The organism is Nocardioides sp. GCM10023255 (assembly GCF_042653125.1).
Lineage (GTDB): Bacteria > Actinomycetota > Actinomycetes > Propionibacteriales > Nocardioidaceae > Nocardioides.
In genome coordinates this window covers 138,814-153,057 of sequence record NZ_JBHSHU010000012.1, presented here as the reverse complement: position 1 = coordinate 153,057, position 14,244 = coordinate 138,814, and the positions used below count along the sequence as shown (strand labels likewise).

Below are 14,244 nucleotides of genomic sequence, written 5' to 3'. Positions count from 1 at the left end.
CCTCCCGTGACGACCGCACCACGCCCCGACCTGCCCGTCAGCAGGACCGTGGGCGACTACACCCTCCTCGCGCGCATCGGCGAGGGCGGCATGGGCGTCGTCCACCTGGCCCGCAGGCCGGGCGGCGAGCGGGTGGCGCTGAAGGTGCTGCGCCCCCACATCGTCGGTGACGACGAGGCGCGTCAGCGGCTGGCCCGCGAGGTCAGCTCGCTGAGCCGGATCCGCAGCCGGTGGGTCGCCGAGATCGTCGACGCGGACCCCTGGGCGGAGGTCCCGTACGTCGCCACCCGCTACGTCCCGGGGCTCTCGCTCCACGACCACGTCGTCGACGAGGGGCCGATCACCGGCGGTGACCTGACCTGGTTCGCCGGCTGCCTCGCGGAGGGGCTGGCCTCGGTGCACGCGGTCGGCGTGCTGCACCGCGACGTCAAGCCCTCGAACGTCCTGATGGAGGGGCGCACGCCCATCCTCATCGACTTCGGCCTGGCCCGGGTCGCCGACGACCCCAAGCTGACCCACACGGGCTGGCTGCTCGGCACCCCGGGCTACCTCGCCCCCGAGATCCTCTACGGCGACGACGCCACGACCGCGTCCGACGTCCACTCATGGGCGGCGACGGTGGCGTACGCCGGCACCGGCCGGCCGCCGTTCGGACGCGGCCCGTCGATGGCGATCATGGACCGCGTCCGCCGCGGTGAGCACGACCTCGACGGGCTGCCCGCCGAGCTGCGGGGCATCGTCGGCGCCGCCCTCGACCCGGACCCTGCTCGCCGCCCCACGGTCGAGGACCTGCTGCGCTGGCTGCGCCCGGACGCGACCCGCGTCCCGCCGGCCGCCGCGCCGGCCGAGGACCCCTACACCGTCCCGCTGGCGCTCGCGGCACAGTCAGCGGCGGACGACCCCACCGACCAGCTCCGTCACGAGACCCTGGTCGACGGCCCGGAGCCGACCACCCGGATCTTCCCCGACGAGGGTCCCGCGTGGTCCGACCGGCAGCACGAGGGCTGGTCGGACGACGCGCAGCCCTGGCCGGCCGCAGCGCCGCCAGTGCCGTGGCCCGAGCGGCTGCGCCGCGGGCTGCTGCTCGGCGGCTTTGCGCTCGCGGCCGGTGGGGCGGTCGCGGCGTTCCCGTGGCCGGCCACGGCACTCCTGGTCGCGCTGACCTGGCTCCTGCGCAGCGGGTCCCTGGCCGCCAGCGCGGCCGGTGACCGCCGGCGCCTGCGCGGCCGGAAGTGGTACGACGGCGTGCAGTTCCTGGTCGCGGCGCCGTGGCACCTGGTCCGCTCGATCGCGGGCAGCGTCCTCCTCGCCCTCTGGAGCCTCGGCCTCGCTGTCGCCGCCGCGCTCATCTGCTACGCGGTGGCCGCGAGCGTGTCCACGACGCTCGCCGCCAGCGGCGCGGTGTTCGCCGCGTCGCTGTGGCTCGGTCCCGGCGGGTCCCGGGTCCGCTCACCGCTGGGCCGGCTCGTCAACCCGGCCTCGGCGTCGCCGCAGGCCTGGATCGGGGCGGTGCTGGTGGTCCTCGCGCTGACGCTGCTGCTGGCCATCCGGGTCGACACCGCAGGCACCTCGTGGGTCCCGTTCCGGGACCAGCCGTTCGCGGGGCTGACGATTCCCGACGGCCTCCCGCTGGGCTGAGCCGCGGCCGGGGGGGGTGGTTCGTATGGCGAGATCCACGCCCGCCCTGCGGACACCCGTGGCAGCATGGACGGCATGCAGCAGAACGGGATCATTCCCTAGCGCGTCGTCGCCCCGACCGGGGCCGCCGACGCGCCAACCTCTCGTGCCACGGGAGGTTTTTTTGTTGCCCGGACCGCTTCACGACTGCTCAAGGAAAAGGGACTGACCGATGGACCTGCACGGCGCGTTCCACGTCTACGACACCACGCTGCGCGACGGTGCGCAGCAGGAGGGGCTGAACCTCTCCGTCGCCGACAAGCTGAGCATCGCGCGCCAGCTCGACGGCCTGGGGGTCGGGTACATCGAGGGCGGCTGGCCGGGCGCCAATCCCAAGGACACCGAGTTCTTCCGCCGCGCCGCGCAGGAGCTCGACCTCCGGCACGCGCAGCTCGCGGCGTTCGGGGCGACCCGCCGGGCAGGGGTGCGGGCCGCCGACGACCCGCTGGTGGCCGCGCTGCGCGACAGCGGCGCCGGGGTGGTCACGCTGGTCGCCAAGTCCCACGACCGGCACGTGGAGCTGGCCCTGCGGACCACCCTGGAGGAGAACCTCGCCATGGTCCGCGACACCGTCTCCCACCTGCGGGCCGAGGGGCAGCAGGTCTTCCTCGACGCCGAGCACTTCTTCGACGGCTACCGCGCCAACCGGGACTACGCGCTCGAGGTGCTGACCACGGCGTACGACGCGGGCGCCGAGGTGGTCGCCCTGTGCGACACCAACGGCGGCATGCTCCCGGGCTGGGTCGCCGACGTGGTGCACGACGTCATCGAGACCACCGGCGTCCGGGTGGGGATCCACTGCCACAACGACACCGGCTGCGCGGTGGCCAACACCCTCGCGGCGGTAGCCGCCGGCGCCAGCCACGTGCAGGGCACGATCAACGGGTACGGCGAGCGCACCGGCAACGCCGACCTCGTCTCGGTGGTGGCCAACCTCCAGCTCAAGCTGGACCACCGGGTGCTGCCCGACGGGCTGCTGCGCGAGGCGACCCGCATCGCGCACGCGGTCGCCGAGGTCACCAACGTCCCGCCGGCCTCCCGCCAGCCCTACGTCGGCACGTCGGCGTTCACCCACAAGGCCGGGCTGCACGCGAGCGCGATCAAGGTCGACCCGAACCTCTACCAGCACCTGGACCCGGTCGAGGTCGGCAACGACATGAGGCTGCTCGTCTCGGACATGGCCGGCCGGGCCTCGATCGAGCTCAAGGGCCGGGAGCTGGGCTTCGACCTGTCCGGCGACAGGGACCTCGTGACCCGGGTGACCGACCGGGTCAAGAAGCTGGAGTCGCGCGGCTACACCTTCGAGGCCGCGGACGCCTCCTTCGAGCTGCTCCTCCTGGAGGAGGTCGAGGGCGTGCGGCCGTCGTACTTCGAGGTGGAGTCGTGGCGGGTCATCACCGAGACCCTGAGCAACCGCACCGTGGACGACGAGGCGGTCTCCGAGGCCACGGTGAAGCTGAGGGCCGCGGGTGTGCGCTACGTCGTGACCGGGGAGGGGAACGGCCCGGTCAACGCGCTGGACGCGGCGCTGCGCTCGGCGATCGGCCAGGCGTTCCCGGAGGTCGCGAAGTTCGAGCTGATCGACTACAAGGTCCGCATCCTCGACCAGGGACACGGCACCGACGCGATCACCCGGGTGCTGATCGAGACGAGCGACGGCGAGTCGTCGTGGGTCACCGTCGGCGTCGGCCACAACGTGATCGAGGCGTCGTGGGGAGCCCTGGTCGACGGGCTGACGTTCGGCCTGCGCCGGCACCACACCGGCTGAGCGCCCGCCCGGCCCGGACCGGCGGCGCTCAGTCGCAGCCGATGAGCGAGCTCGCCGCCGGCCAGCGCTCGACGTCGGTCCGGTCGCTGGTGCTCACCAGGTACGCCGCGCTGCCGTCGGCGGCCAGCCACAGCCGGCGGCCGTCGTGCTGGTAGCCGGTGTCGGTCGCGTCGCGGGGGAGCGCGACCGAGTCGGAGAAGGTGGTGCGCAGCAGGTCCTGGAGCAGGCCCTCCTCGTCGCGGAGGAACAGGTGGTCGGCGGGGTACCTCTCGCTGCCCATGCTCAGGAAGACGATGTCCTGCCAGTCGCAGTGCTCGGGCCCGCGGTGGGACGTGACGGTCGTGACCGGGACCCGGTTGCCCTGCGCGTCCTCCCAGACCTCGTCGCCGTGCGCCTCGGCGACCCCGGCCGGAAGCTCCGCGGGGTCGCACTGCGCCCAGGCCTCGACGCCCCACCCGGTGTCGTCCTTCCAGTCGCGGACGCCGTCGGCGACGACCAGCGCCACCTTGGTCTCGCCGTCCACGTCGTAGGAGAGCAGCACCCGGCCGTCCTCGACCCGCTCGACCACGAAGTCGTCGACGGGTCCGGGGTAGGCGCCCCCCTCCTGGTCGGCGAAGTCCGAGAACGCGGCGCGCGGGTCGTCCTGGACCGTCTCCAGCCCGCTGTCGGCGTAGTCGCCCCCGCCGGCGGCATAGACGTCGCCCTCGCACTCCAGGGCCAGGGCCGCCGAGCCGCCGCGCTTGGCCGGGTCGGGGCTGTCGGGGCGCGGCGCGACGGTCAGCGGGCCGTCGTACGGGTCGGCCACCGGGCTGTCCACGCCCACCTGCGTCTCGCCGCAGGCGGCGAGCAGCAGTCCGGCCGCGGCCAGGATCATCGTGCGCACTGGTGCCCCCATCTCTCGCCCCCGTTCCTGGAGGTCGGACGCGCGCGGCCGGCTCCGGGTTCCCGGCTCAGGCGGGCCGGCCGACGATCCGGCGCGCGAGGTCGACCCAGCCGGCGTACACGCGGTCCACGTCGATCCCCTCGATCCGCACCTGCTGGTCGAGGATCGGCGCCTCCAGGGGCGCCATCAGCGCGGTCGCGAGCAGTGGGAGGTCGCCGCTGACCTGCAGCTGCCCGAGCAGGTAGCGCACGTGCATGGCCGCGAACGAGTAGGCGGCGTACGACCGGGAGCCGGCCCGTCCGGCCTCGCGGATCAGGTCGGCGTGCAGCAACGTGGTCTCCAGCCGCGAGCGGCCGAAGGCCATCAGCCGGTCCCACGGGTCCGCGCCCGGACCCAGCGGAGGGGGCCCCGACATGACCGCGGCCTGCCACTCGGTCTCGGAGTGGTTCAGCAGCGCCGCCATCAGCCCCTCGCGGGACTCGAAGCGTCGGAAGACCGTGCCCTTGCCCACCCCGGCGGCCGCGGCCACGGCGTCCATGGTCACCCCGTCGACGCCGCAGCGGTCCACCAGGCGCTGGGCCGCCTCGAGCAGCGCCAGCCGGTTGCGGGCCGCGTCGCGGCGCTCGCGCGTGGGCGCGTCCACGAGGGGGAGAAGGGTGTGCTCGGACATGACGTCGCTCACTCTAGGCGGGGGCGGGCGGCGAGGTCGCGGGAAGAAGGTCCCGACTGGGGAATGCGAAACGGACTGCGGTCCGTTTAGCCTCGTGACTGGACCACCCCCGACCCCTCAGGAGTCATTCCATGACCGACACCCGCATCGTCGTCCTCGTCGGCAGCCTGCGCGCCGACTCGCTCAACCGCCGGATCGCCGAGAAGCTGCGTGAGCTGGCCCCGGCCGGCGTCACCGTCGAGATCGCCGAGAACCTGCACGAGCTGCCGTTCTACAACGAGGACCTCGACGGCGAGAGCGTGCCCGCCGCGGCCTCCGCGCTGCGTGACCTGGTCGGCGGCGCCGACCGCGTCCTGGCGGTCACCCCCGAGTACAACGGCACCATGCCGGCCGTGCTCAACAACGCCATCGACTGGCTCTCCCGCCCCTACGGGCAGGGCGCGATCAAGGGCAAGCCGTTCGGTGTCGTCGGTGCCACCCCCACGCCGTACGGCGGCAAGTGGGCGCACCAGGACACCGCCCGCTCCGCCGGCATCGCGGGCGCCGTGGTGGTCGAGGACGTCACCGTCTCCCAGTCCGCCCTCGAGGTGGACGTGCTCAGCGACGCCGCCGTGCTCGAGCGCCTCGTCGGCGCGGTGACCACGCTGGCGGAGTACGACGCCGCGGTCGCCGCCTGACCGCGGCTGCCCGTTCGCGCGGGGTGGGTAGCGTCGGCGCATGGCCGACCTCCACGACCTGACCGCGCTCGAGCAGGGCGAGCTCGTGCGGCGCCGCGAGGTGTCACCCGCGGAGCTCGTCGAGCACTACCTCGAACGCGCCGACCGGCTCGACTCGGTCGGCGCGTTCGTCACGCTCACCCCGGAGCCGGCGCGGGAGCGGGCCGCCGCGCTGGCGCTGGGGGAGCTGGGGTCGGGGGAGCAGGCGGCCTCGCCGCTGTTCGGGGTGCCCACCGCGATCAAGGACCTGAACCTGACCGCGGGGGTGCGCACGACCTTCGGCTCCGCGGCCTTCGCCGACTTCGTGCCCGACGTCTCCGACGGGGTGACGCTGTCCATCGAGGCCGCCGGCATGGTCAGCATCGGCAAGACGAGCACCCCCGAGTTCGGCTCGCCCTGCTACACCGAGCCGGACGTGGCGGCCCCGTCCGTGACGCCGTACGACCCGACCAGGATGGCCGGCGGCTCCTCGGGCGGCGCGGCCGCGGCCGTGGCTGCCGGGCTGGTGCCGGTGGCCCAGGGGTCCGACGGCGGCGGCTCGATCCGGATCCCCGCGTCGTGCTGCGGGCTGGTCGGCCTCAAGCCGAGCCGCGGGCGGATCAGCGGGTTCCCGATGTACGGCGACCCGGTGGGGCTGGCCACCGCCGGCTCGCTGGCCCGCACGGTGCGCGACGCCGCGGCCCTGCTCGACGTGCTCGCCGGCCGCCGCCCGGGGGACCCGTCGTGGGCGCCCGCCCCCGCCGCGTCCTTCCTGTCGGCGTGCGACCGGGAACCGGGGCCGCTGCGGGTCGCGCGGTTCGTGGAGCCGGTGATCGCCGACGTGGCGGTGGACCCGGACTGCGTGCAGGCCTGGGAGGACGCCTCGCGGCTGCTGGAGTCGCTCGGCCACGAGGTCGTCGACGTCCCCGTGCCGCTGCCGCGCGAGGCGGTGCCGGTCTTCGAGACCTGCTGGTCGGTGCTGACCGCGCTCTCCGTCGTCCCGCCCGAGCGTGAGCACCTGCTGCGCCCGCTGACCCGGTGGCTGACCGAGCGGGGCCGGGCCGTGAGCGGGCCTGAGTTCGGCCTGGCGATCGGGGCGATGCGCCGCTTTGCCGCCGAGGCGCTGACCGCTCTGGCGTCGTACGACGCGGTCCTGACCCCCACTCTGGCCACCCCACCGCTCCCGGTCGGTGCGCTGCGCGACGACGACGACCCGGCCGCGGACTTCGAGGCCCAGAAGGCGTTCACACCCTGGACCTCGGCGTGGAACGTCACTGGCATGCCGGCCGTCTCGCTGCCCCTGCACCAGACCGTGTCCGGCCTCCCGGTCGGCGTGATGCTCGCCGCCCGGCCCGCGGAGGAGGAGCTGCTGCTCTCGCTCGCCGCGCAGGTCGAGGCCGCCGCCCCCTGGAGGGACCGGCACCCGCCGGGGTGGTGAGCGCCCGCTGCCTGTCACGCTCCGTCAGGGACTCTGGGACCCCCCCTGCAACGGAGCACCAGAGCCCTCAACGGAGCGTCACAAGTGCCCGGCCCGGCACCGGCTCAATCGAACCAGCCCGGCGCCTGCTCCGCGAAGGCCGGCCGGTCCAGCGCGCCTGCCCCCGCAGGGATCGTGGCGAGCAGGGGGACGCCCGTGACGCGGGGCAGGTCCTCGGCGTTGCAGCGCTCGGCCAGCCCGGGTGCGGCGGGCCACGAGCCGACCACGAGTCCGGCCGGCTCGAGCCCGCGGGCGCGCAGCGCGGCGACGGTCAGCTCGCTGTGGTTCAGGGTGCCGAGCCCGGCTGCCACGACCACGACCACCTCGGTCGGCACCGACTCGGCGAGCGCGGCGGCCAGGTCGAGCAACGTGCCGCCGTCGGTGTCCAGCCGCACCAGCAGCCCGCCCGCGCCCTCGACGATCACCGTGTCGTGGAACTCCGTGAGCACCCGGACCCGGTCGGCGTGCTCCGCCACCGACGGGATCCGCACCCCGGCGCGACGGGCCGCGGTGTCGGGGGCGAGGGGTTCGTCGAGCGCCGTGTGCTCCTGCACCGCACACCCGGTCAGCCGGTGCACCTCCTCGGCGTCCGAGTCGCCATCGGCGACGCCGGTCTGCACCGGCTTCACCACCACGACCGCCTCGCCCGCGTCGAGGGCGCGCCGGGCCAGGGCGGCGGTCGCGACGGTCTTGCCGACACCGGTGGACGTGCCGGTGACGACGACGACGCGGCCGGGCCGGGCGTTCACGCGTGGTCCTTCACGACCGCGACGAGCACCTCGACGGCGCGTGCCCAGTCCCGGGCGGCAACTCCGGCGCCCGCCGTCACCCGCAGCCGGGAGACTCCGTCCGGCACCGACGGCGGCCGGAAGCACCCGACGCGGACGCCGTGCGCGAGCGCCTGCGCCTGCGCGGCGAGGGCGGCCCGCGGTGACGGCATCGGCACCGACAGCACCGCACCGGCGGGTGGCGCGACGCCGAGCGCGGCAGCCAGGTCCGCGACCCGGCTGTGCACCAGCCGGGGGAGGTCGGGGTGGTCGCGCAGCACCTCCAGGGCGGCGAGCGCGGCCGCGGTCGACGTCGGGGCCAGGCCGGTGTCGAAGATGAACGGCCTCGCCCGGTTGACCAGGTGCTCGACGACGGCGCCGGGGCCGAGCACGGCTCCGCCCTGGCTGCCGAGCGACTTCGACAGCGTCGCCGTGACCACGACGTGGGGCAGGCCGGCCAGGCCCAGCTCCGCCACGAGACCCGGGCCGTGGACGCCGAGGCCGTGGGCCTCGTCCACGACCAGGAGGGCGTCGAGCTCCTCGCAGACGGCGGCCAGCTCGACCAGCGGCGCCCGGTCGCCGAGCACCGAGTAGACCGACTCGGCCAGCACCAGCGCGCGCTGCTCGCCGGCGCCGGCCAGCGCGGCCCGCACCGCGGCCACGTCGTTGTGGGGGGTGACGGTGAGGGAGGCCCGGGAGAGCCGGACGGCGTCGACGAGCGAGGCGTGGATGTGGGCGTCGGAGACCACCGTGCACCCACGGTCGGCCAGGGCGCCGACGACCGAGAGGTTGGCGTGGTAGCCGGACGAGAGGACCAGCGCCGCCGGCTGGCGGAGGTACGCCGCCAGCGCGGACTCGAGGTCGGCGTGGACCTGCAAGGTGCCCGTCACCAGACGCGATGCCCTGGCGCCGGCGCCCCAGGTGCGGGCCGCGGCCGCGGTCGCCGCGACCACCGCGGCGTGTCGCGAGAGCCCGAGGTAGTCGTTGCCGGCCAGGTCGACGACCCGGTCGCCGGCCGCGCGCGGCGTGAGCGTACGCCGCAGCCCGTCCCGGTCTCGCTGCTCGGCCTGCCCGGCCAGCCACTCCTCCCAGCGGCTCATGCGACACCCGCCGCGGCCTCGATCGCTGCGCAGATGCGGGCGACGTCGTCGTCGGTGGAGACGTACGGCGGCATCGTGTAGATCAGGTCGCGGAACGGGCGCAGCCACACGCCGTTCTCGATCGCGGCCTCGGTGGCCTTGGCGACGTCGACCGGGTGGTCGAGCTGCACCACCCCGACGGCGCCGAGCGTCCGGACGTCGGCGACGCCCGGCAGGTGCCGCACGGGTGCCAGTCCCGCACGCAGCCCGGCGTTGATGCGCGCGACGTCGGCCCGCCAGTCCCCACCGGCGAGCAGGTCGAGGCTGGCGAGCGCGACCGCGCAGGCGAGCGGGTTGCCCATGTACGTCGGCCCGTGCATCAGGACCCCGGACTCGGAGTGCGACAGCCCGGCCGCGACCCGCGGTGTGCACAGCGTGGCGGCCAGGGTGAGGTACCCGCCGGTGAGCGCCTTGCCGAGGCACAGGATGTCGGGCGTCACGCCCGCGGCCTCGGCGGCGAAGAAGCTGCCGGTGCGGCCGAACCCGGTCGCGATCTCGTCGAGGACCAGCACCAGCCCGTGCCGGTCGGCGACCTCCCGCATCACCGTCAGGCAGGCCGCCGGGTAGACGTGCATCCCGCCCGCGCCCTGGAGCAGCGGCTCGACCACGATGCCGGCCAGCTCGTGGGCGTGCTCGGCGGCGACCGCCTCGAGCTTTGCGGCCCAGGCGGCGACGCCGTCCTCGGAGGCGGGTGGGCGGGGCGCGAACACCTGCTGCGGCAGCACGTCGACGAACATCGAGTGCATCCCGCCGACCGGGTCGCACACGCTCATGCAGCCGAACGTGTCGCCGTGGTAGCCGCCGCGCACGGTCAGCATCCGGGTGCGCTCGGGGTGGCCGACGCCGCGCTGGTACTGCAGCACCATCTTCAGGGCCACCTCGACGCTCACCGACCCGGAGTCGGCGAGGAAGACGTGCTGGAGCCCGGCCGGGGCGAGGTCGACCAGCCGCTGGGCGAGCCGGATGGCCGGCTCGTGGGTCAGGCCGCCGAACATCACGTGCGCGAAGTGGGCGGCCTGCCCGGTCAGGGCCGCGTTGAGTGCGGGGTGGTTGTAGCCGTGGATCGCCGCCCACCACGACGACATGCCGTCGACGAGCTCGGTGCCGTCGGCCAGGGTCAGGTGCACGCCCCGGGCGCCGGTGACCAGCCGCGTCGGTGCCGGCTCGGTCATCGAGGTGTAGGGGTGCCACACGTGGGTGCGGTCGAGATCGAGCAGGGCCTCGTGGGCGGCAGGGGCTTCGGGAGTGCGGCTCATGGCGGACCCGAGTCTAGGCCCATTCCTGAACGCCGTTCAGAACGGTGTTCAGTTCTGGTCTACGATGACGTCCGTGACCGACATCCTGGAGCGCGCCCGCACCACCACCCTCGACCACGGCGAAGGCCTGTCGTACGACGAGCTGGTGGAGGTCCTCCGGCTCCCCGACGACCGGGTCCCCGAGCTGCTCGAGCTCGCCCACGGCGTACGCCTGAAGCACTGCGGCCCGGAGGTCGAGGTCGAGGGCATCATCAGCCTCAAGACCGGTGGCTGCCCCGAGGACTGCCACTTCTGCGGCCAGTCCGGCCAGTTCACCTCGCCGGTGCGATCGGTGTGGCTCGACATCCCGCAGCTGGTCCGGGCGGCGCAGGAGACCGCAGCGACCGGGGCCACCGAGTTCTGCATCGTCGCCGCGGTCCGCGGTCCCGACGAGCGGCTGATGTCGCAGGTCCGCGACGGGATCCGGGCGATCCGGGAGGCCGTCGACATCAACGTCGCCTGCTCGCTGGGCATGCTCACCCAGGCGCAGGTCGACGACCTCGCCGCTATGGGCGTGCACCGCTACAACCACAACCTCGAGGCGGCACGGTCGTACTTCAGGAACGTGGTGACCACCCACACGTGGGAGGAGCGCTGGGAGACCTGCGAGATGGTCCGTGCAGCCGGGATGGAGCTGTGCTGCGGCGGCCTGGTCGGCATGGGCGAGACCCTCGAGCAGCGGGCCGAGCTCGCCGCCCAGCTCGCCGAGCTCGACCCGCACGAGGTCCCGCTCAACTTCCTCAACCCCCGCCCCGGCACCCCCTTCGGGGACCTGCCGGTCATGGACTCCGCCGACGCGCTGCGCACGATCGCGACGTTCCGGCTGGCGATGCCGCGCACGATCCTGCGGTACGCCGGCGGCCGCGAGCTCACCCTCGGTGACCTCGGCACCCGCGACGGCCTGCTCGGTGGGATCAACGCGGTGATCGTCGGCAACTACCTGACGACGCTCGGCCGCGACGCCGACCAGGACCTCGCACTCCTCTCGGACCTCAGGATGCCGATCAAGGAACTCGCGAAGACCCTCTAGTGGAGACCTACTGCGGCCTCTGCGGCGAGCTCCGGGACGAGCGGGACCACGCGTCGTGCGCCCGTCGGCTGGTGCTGGAGCCCCCGCGCTTCTGCCCCTCCTGCCGCCGCCGGATGAAGGTCCAGGTCACCCCGCGGGGGTGGTCGGCGGAGTGCGTGGAGCACGGCGTCCGCACGGGGTGAGGCACCCGGCGGAGTCGCCGGTGAACCGGTGACTCATCCGTCAGTCCTCGCCGATCCCGCGGGCGTGCAGCGCGTCGCCCGTCGCCCGGGCGTGCGCGACCACCCGGATCACCATCGGCGTCAGCCGCGCCCGGGGATCCCGCTCGAGCCCGCGCGCCAGGGCGGCGTCCCGGGTCTCGTCCGCGATCGCGATCGTCGTGGGGACGGCCCGGATCATCAGCGCGAAGGCCAGCGCCACCCGGTCCGCGTCGACGCCCAGGCGGTGCAACGGCCGCAGCGCCCGGGTGACGGTGTCGAGGATCTCGTCGACCGACGTGGTGACGGTCAGCACGGTCGCGAGCAGCACGAGGGCGAGCAGGTCACCCACCGACTCCACCGCGCGCGGCCAGCCCCGCTGCCAGAGCTGGTAGGCGCCCAGGGCCACGGCCACCAGCAGCATGCCGCGCAGCGCCCGGAGGGTGACCCGCACGCCCGCGCCCGACCAGGCGAGGAGCGACGCGGCGGCCACCAGCAGCACGAGGCTGCTGAGCGGCCCGCGCAGCGCCACCACGAGCACGCCCGCGACGAGGAGCCCGAGCAGCTTGGCTCCGGCCGGGAGGCGGTGGAGCAGCGTCGAGCCCGGCTGGTGCAGGCCGAGCATGCTCATGCCGTGGCCCGGTAGTGCTCCACGACCGAGGCCGCCTCGCCGTCGGCGACGACCCGCCCTCCGTCGACCAGCAGCGCCCGCTCGCACCGGGCGGCGAGCTCGAGGTCGTGGGTGACCAGCACCAGCTGCTGGGGGAGACCGAGCAGCAGCTCGCCGATGCGGCGGCTGTTCGCGAGGTCCAGCAGCGTCGTGGGCTCGTCGGCCACCAGCACCCGCGGCCCGGTCGCCAGCACACCGGCGAGGGCCAGCAGCTGGCGCTGCCCGCCCGAGAGCGTGTGCACGCTCCGGTCCGCGAGCTCCTCGAGGCCGTACGACGCCAGCACCTCGAGGGCCGCAAGGCGGCGGTCCGCCTTGCTCCGGTGGGTCCGCCGCAGCGACAGCGCCACGTCCTCGACCACCGTCGGCATCACCAGCTGGGCCGCCGGGTCGGTGAACACGAAGCCCACCCGGCGGCGTACCTCCCGTCCCTGGCGGGCGACGTCGAGGTCGTCGACGAGCACCCGTCCGCTCGTGGCGGAGACCAGGCCGTTGAGCAACCGGGCGAGGGTGGACTTGCCCGAGCCGTTGGCCCCCACCAGCGCGATCCGCTGCTCGGTGAGCTCGAGGGTGGTCTCCTCGAGGATGCAGACGTCCCCGTCGGCGGTGGGGACGCGCACGGTGGCCGCGTCGAGCCGGATGGTGCTCACGCGGCGAGCGAGCTCTCCCGGGACTCGACCGGACGGCGGTCGAGCAGGTCGGGGAAGGCGCGGTGGACCGCGGTGGCGACCAGCGCCATCGCGACGTTCTTGATGACGTCGCCGATCCAGAAGACCTTGTCGATGTCGAAGGCGGCCGACCAGGTCATGCCGTCGATGCGCCAGACCAGTCCGGCCATGCCGAGGGTGTGGATGCACAGGGCGCTGCTGACCAGCCCGGCCAGGAAGATCGCCGGCACGCTGGACTGGATCGTGCGTCGGGGGAGGCGCTCCACGATCAGGCCGCACAGGCCGGCGGCCAGCGGGAAGCCGACCAGGTAGCCGACCGTCGGGCCGCTGAAGACGGCCAGCCCGGAGGCGCCGTTCGCGAAGACCGGCAGGCCGGCGGCTCCCACGACGAGGTAGAGCAGCACGGCCAGGAAGCCGCGCCGGGCGCCGAGCACCGCACCGGACAGCAGCACCCCGAAGGTCTGCAGCGTGATCGGCACGGGGCCGGTGATGTTGATCGACGGCAGCACGGCGCAGACCGCCACGAGCGCGGCGAAGCCGGCGATCAGGGCGAGGTCGGTGCTGCGCCGGGCGGAGTCGTTGCTCGTCACGTGGGTTCCTTCTCGGGGGAGCGGCCTGTCCGGGTGGTCAGGTGAACGGCGTTCAGGTTAGGTTCGGGGCCGGTGCCCGTCAAAGCGGGGCCGCCCCGAGCCCAGGAGTCCCATGCGCTACCAACGGTCCGACGTCGTCGAGCGGGCGATCGCCGTGCTCGACACCTACGGCCTCGCCGACCTGACCATGCGGCGGCTCGGCTCCGAGCTGGGGGTGCAGCCGAGCGCGCTCTATCACCACTTCGCCAACAAGCAGACCCTGCTGGCGGCCGTCGCCGACGAGATCCTGGCCCGGGGTCGTCGTGAGCGCGCCGTCGGGCTCGCCTGGGACGAGCGCGTGGTCGCCGTCTGCTCCGAGCTGCGCGACGCGATGCTGGCCTACCGCGACGGCGCCGAGGTGGTCGCGACCGTGCACGCGTTCGGGCTCGGGGCCGCCGAGCCCGAGCAGGCCCTCGGGGACGCCCTCGCCGACGGCGGCCTGGCCCCCGAGCTGCGTCGTACCGCCGCGCGGACCCTCCTGCACTTCGTCTTCGGCCACGTCTCGGAGGAGCAGACCCACCTCCAGGCCGGCAGCGCCGGCGCGATCGACGGAGCCCCCCGCGAGGAGTCCGACTTCGACCTCGGCCTCGCGATCGTGGTCGACGGGATCCGGCTGCACCAGGACGCTGCCACCCGGTAGTCCGGCACGTTTCCTGCACCTCGCCCCGGTGCCGGCGTGACC

15 protein-coding genes are annotated in these 14,244 nt (G+C 74.4%); 7 read left to right on the top strand and 8 right to left on the bottom strand.

What is annotated here, in order from left to right; genetic code table 11:
* Positions 1-6: 6 nt before the first annotated feature.
* Both ACFO9I_RS20175 and cimA read left to right on the top strand, forming a co-directional pair.
* Positions 7-1,638, top strand: coding sequence for a serine/threonine-protein kinase (locus ACFO9I_RS20175; protein WP_379184170.1), 1,632 nt, complete (start codon positions 7-9; stop codon positions 1,636-1,638).
* A gap of 211 nt (positions 1,639-1,849) precedes the next feature.
* Positions 1,850-3,445, top strand: a complete 1,596-nt coding sequence (gene cimA, locus ACFO9I_RS20170; protein WP_379184168.1) for a citramalate synthase — start codon at positions 1,850-1,852, stop codon at positions 3,443-3,445.
* Between the two features lie 28 nt (positions 3,446-3,473).
* On the opposite strand, the gene ACFO9I_RS20165 is transcribed toward cimA, so the two are convergent.
* Together ACFO9I_RS20165 and ACFO9I_RS20160 are read right to left on the bottom strand one after the other, a co-directional pair.
* Complete coding sequence (locus ACFO9I_RS20165) at positions 3,474-4,328, bottom strand: hypothetical protein (RefSeq protein WP_379184166.1); 855 nt, start codon at positions 4,326-4,328, stop codon at positions 3,474-3,476.
* A gap of 67 nt (positions 4,329-4,395) precedes the next feature.
* On the bottom strand, positions 4,396-4,998 hold the full coding sequence (locus tag ACFO9I_RS20160; RefSeq protein ID WP_379184164.1) for a TetR/AcrR family transcriptional regulator: 603 nt from the start codon (positions 4,996-4,998) through the stop codon (positions 4,396-4,398).
* A 131-nt stretch (positions 4,999-5,129) separates the two neighbouring features.
* On the opposite strand from ACFO9I_RS20160, the gene ACFO9I_RS20155 reads away from it, so the two are divergent.
* Positions 5,130-5,675, top strand: a complete 546-nt coding sequence (locus ACFO9I_RS20155) for an NADPH-dependent FMN reductase (RefSeq protein ID WP_379184162.1) — start codon at positions 5,130-5,132, stop codon at positions 5,673-5,675.
* Positions 5,676-5,715: 40 nt separating this feature from the next.
* Complete coding sequence (locus tag ACFO9I_RS20150) at positions 5,716-7,131, top strand: amidase (protein ID WP_379184160.1); 1,416 nt, start codon at positions 5,716-5,718, stop codon at positions 7,129-7,131.
* Between the two features lie 104 nt (positions 7,132-7,235).
* Here ACFO9I_RS20150 and bioD read toward each other — a convergent pair whose 3' ends face one another.
* From bioD to ACFO9I_RS20135, 3 genes are read right to left on the bottom strand one after another with little or no spacing between them, the layout of a single operon-like run.
* Entirely contained in the window at positions 7,236-7,919 is a 684-nt protein-coding gene (gene bioD, locus ACFO9I_RS20145) for a dethiobiotin synthase (RefSeq protein WP_379184158.1), read from the bottom strand.
* Positions 7,916-9,037 carry an 8-amino-7-oxononanoate synthase gene (locus ACFO9I_RS20140; protein WP_379184156.1) on the bottom strand — a complete coding sequence of 374 codons (1,122 nt, stop codon included), beginning with the start codon at positions 9,035-9,037 and terminating at the stop codon, positions 7,916-7,918. Before ACFO9I_RS20140 ends, bioD begins: the two co-directional genes overlap by 4 nt.
* On the bottom strand, positions 9,034-10,332 hold the full coding sequence (locus ACFO9I_RS20135; RefSeq protein WP_379184154.1) for an adenosylmethionine--8-amino-7-oxononanoate transaminase: 1,299 nt from the start codon (positions 10,330-10,332) through the stop codon (positions 9,034-9,036). The genes ACFO9I_RS20140 and ACFO9I_RS20135 overlap by 4 nt, the downstream gene beginning before the upstream one ends.
* A 73-nt stretch (positions 10,333-10,405) precedes the next feature.
* Between ACFO9I_RS20135 and bioB the strand changes: the two genes are divergently transcribed.
* Together bioB and ACFO9I_RS20125 are read left to right on the top strand one after the other, a co-directional pair.
* The gene (bioB, locus tag ACFO9I_RS20130; protein ID WP_379184152.1) at positions 10,406-11,401 is read left to right on the top strand and encodes a biotin synthase BioB; all 996 of its coding nucleotides are present in this window, start codon (positions 10,406-10,408) and stop codon (positions 11,399-11,401) included.
* Positions 11,401-11,583 (top strand): hypothetical protein, encoded by a 183-nt coding sequence (locus ACFO9I_RS20125; protein WP_379184151.1) that lies wholly within the window; start codon positions 11,401-11,403, stop codon positions 11,581-11,583. Before bioB ends, ACFO9I_RS20125 begins: the two co-directional genes overlap by 1 nt.
* A gap of 40 nt (positions 11,584-11,623) precedes the next feature.
* Here ACFO9I_RS20125 and ACFO9I_RS20120 read toward each other — a convergent pair whose 3' ends face one another.
* From ACFO9I_RS20120 to ACFO9I_RS20110, 3 genes are read right to left on the bottom strand one after another with little or no spacing between them, the layout of a single operon-like run.
* The gene (locus ACFO9I_RS20120; RefSeq protein ID WP_379184149.1) at positions 11,624-12,229 is read right to left on the bottom strand and encodes a CbiQ family ECF transporter T component; all 606 of its coding nucleotides are present in this window, start codon (positions 12,227-12,229) and stop codon (positions 11,624-11,626) included.
* Positions 12,226-12,915 carry an energy-coupling factor ABC transporter ATP-binding protein gene (locus tag ACFO9I_RS20115; RefSeq protein ID WP_379184147.1) on the bottom strand — a complete coding sequence of 230 codons (690 nt, stop codon included), beginning with the start codon at positions 12,913-12,915 and terminating at the stop codon, positions 12,226-12,228. The genes ACFO9I_RS20120 and ACFO9I_RS20115 overlap by 4 nt, the downstream gene beginning before the upstream one ends.
* Positions 12,912-13,523 carry a biotin transporter BioY gene (locus ACFO9I_RS20110; protein ID WP_379184145.1) on the bottom strand — a complete coding sequence of 204 codons (612 nt, stop codon included), beginning with the start codon at positions 13,521-13,523 and terminating at the stop codon, positions 12,912-12,914. Before ACFO9I_RS20110 ends, ACFO9I_RS20115 begins: the two co-directional genes overlap by 4 nt.
* A 112-nt stretch (positions 13,524-13,635) precedes the next feature.
* Between ACFO9I_RS20110 and ACFO9I_RS20105 the strand changes: the two genes are divergently transcribed.
* The gene (locus tag ACFO9I_RS20105) at positions 13,636-14,202 is read left to right on the top strand and encodes a TetR/AcrR family transcriptional regulator C-terminal domain-containing protein (RefSeq protein WP_379184143.1); all 567 of its coding nucleotides are present in this window, start codon (positions 13,636-13,638) and stop codon (positions 14,200-14,202) included.
* The last annotated feature ends 42 nt before the right edge of the window (positions 14,203-14,244 follow it).

Coding starts and splice junctions, on each gene's coding strand:
- ACFO9I_RS20135 (WP_379184154.1), bottom strand. CDS start 10,332: ATGAGCCGCACTCCCGAAGCCCCTGCCGCCCACGAGGCCCTGCTCGAT.
- ACFO9I_RS20150 (WP_379184160.1), top strand. CDS start 5,716: ATGGCCGACCTCCACGACCTGACCGCGCTCGAGCAGGGCGAGCTCGTG.
- ACFO9I_RS20160 (WP_379184164.1), bottom strand. CDS start 4,998: ATGTCCGAGCACACCCTTCTCCCCCTCGTGGACGCGCCCACGCGCGAG.
- ACFO9I_RS20155 (WP_379184162.1), top strand. CDS start 5,130: ATGACCGACACCCGCATCGTCGTCCTCGTCGGCAGCCTGCGCGCCGAC.
- ACFO9I_RS20120 (WP_379184149.1), bottom strand. CDS start 12,229: ATGAGCATGCTCGGCCTGCACCAGCCGGGCTCGACGCTGCTCCACCGC.
- ACFO9I_RS20140 (WP_379184156.1), bottom strand. CDS start 9,037: ATGAGCCGCTGGGAGGAGTGGCTGGCCGGGCAGGCCGAGCAGCGAGAC.
- cimA (WP_379184168.1), top strand. CDS start 1,850: ATGGACCTGCACGGCGCGTTCCACGTCTACGACACCACGCTGCGCGAC.
- ACFO9I_RS20105 (WP_379184143.1), top strand. CDS start 13,636: ATGCGCTACCAACGGTCCGACGTCGTCGAGCGGGCGATCGCCGTGCTC.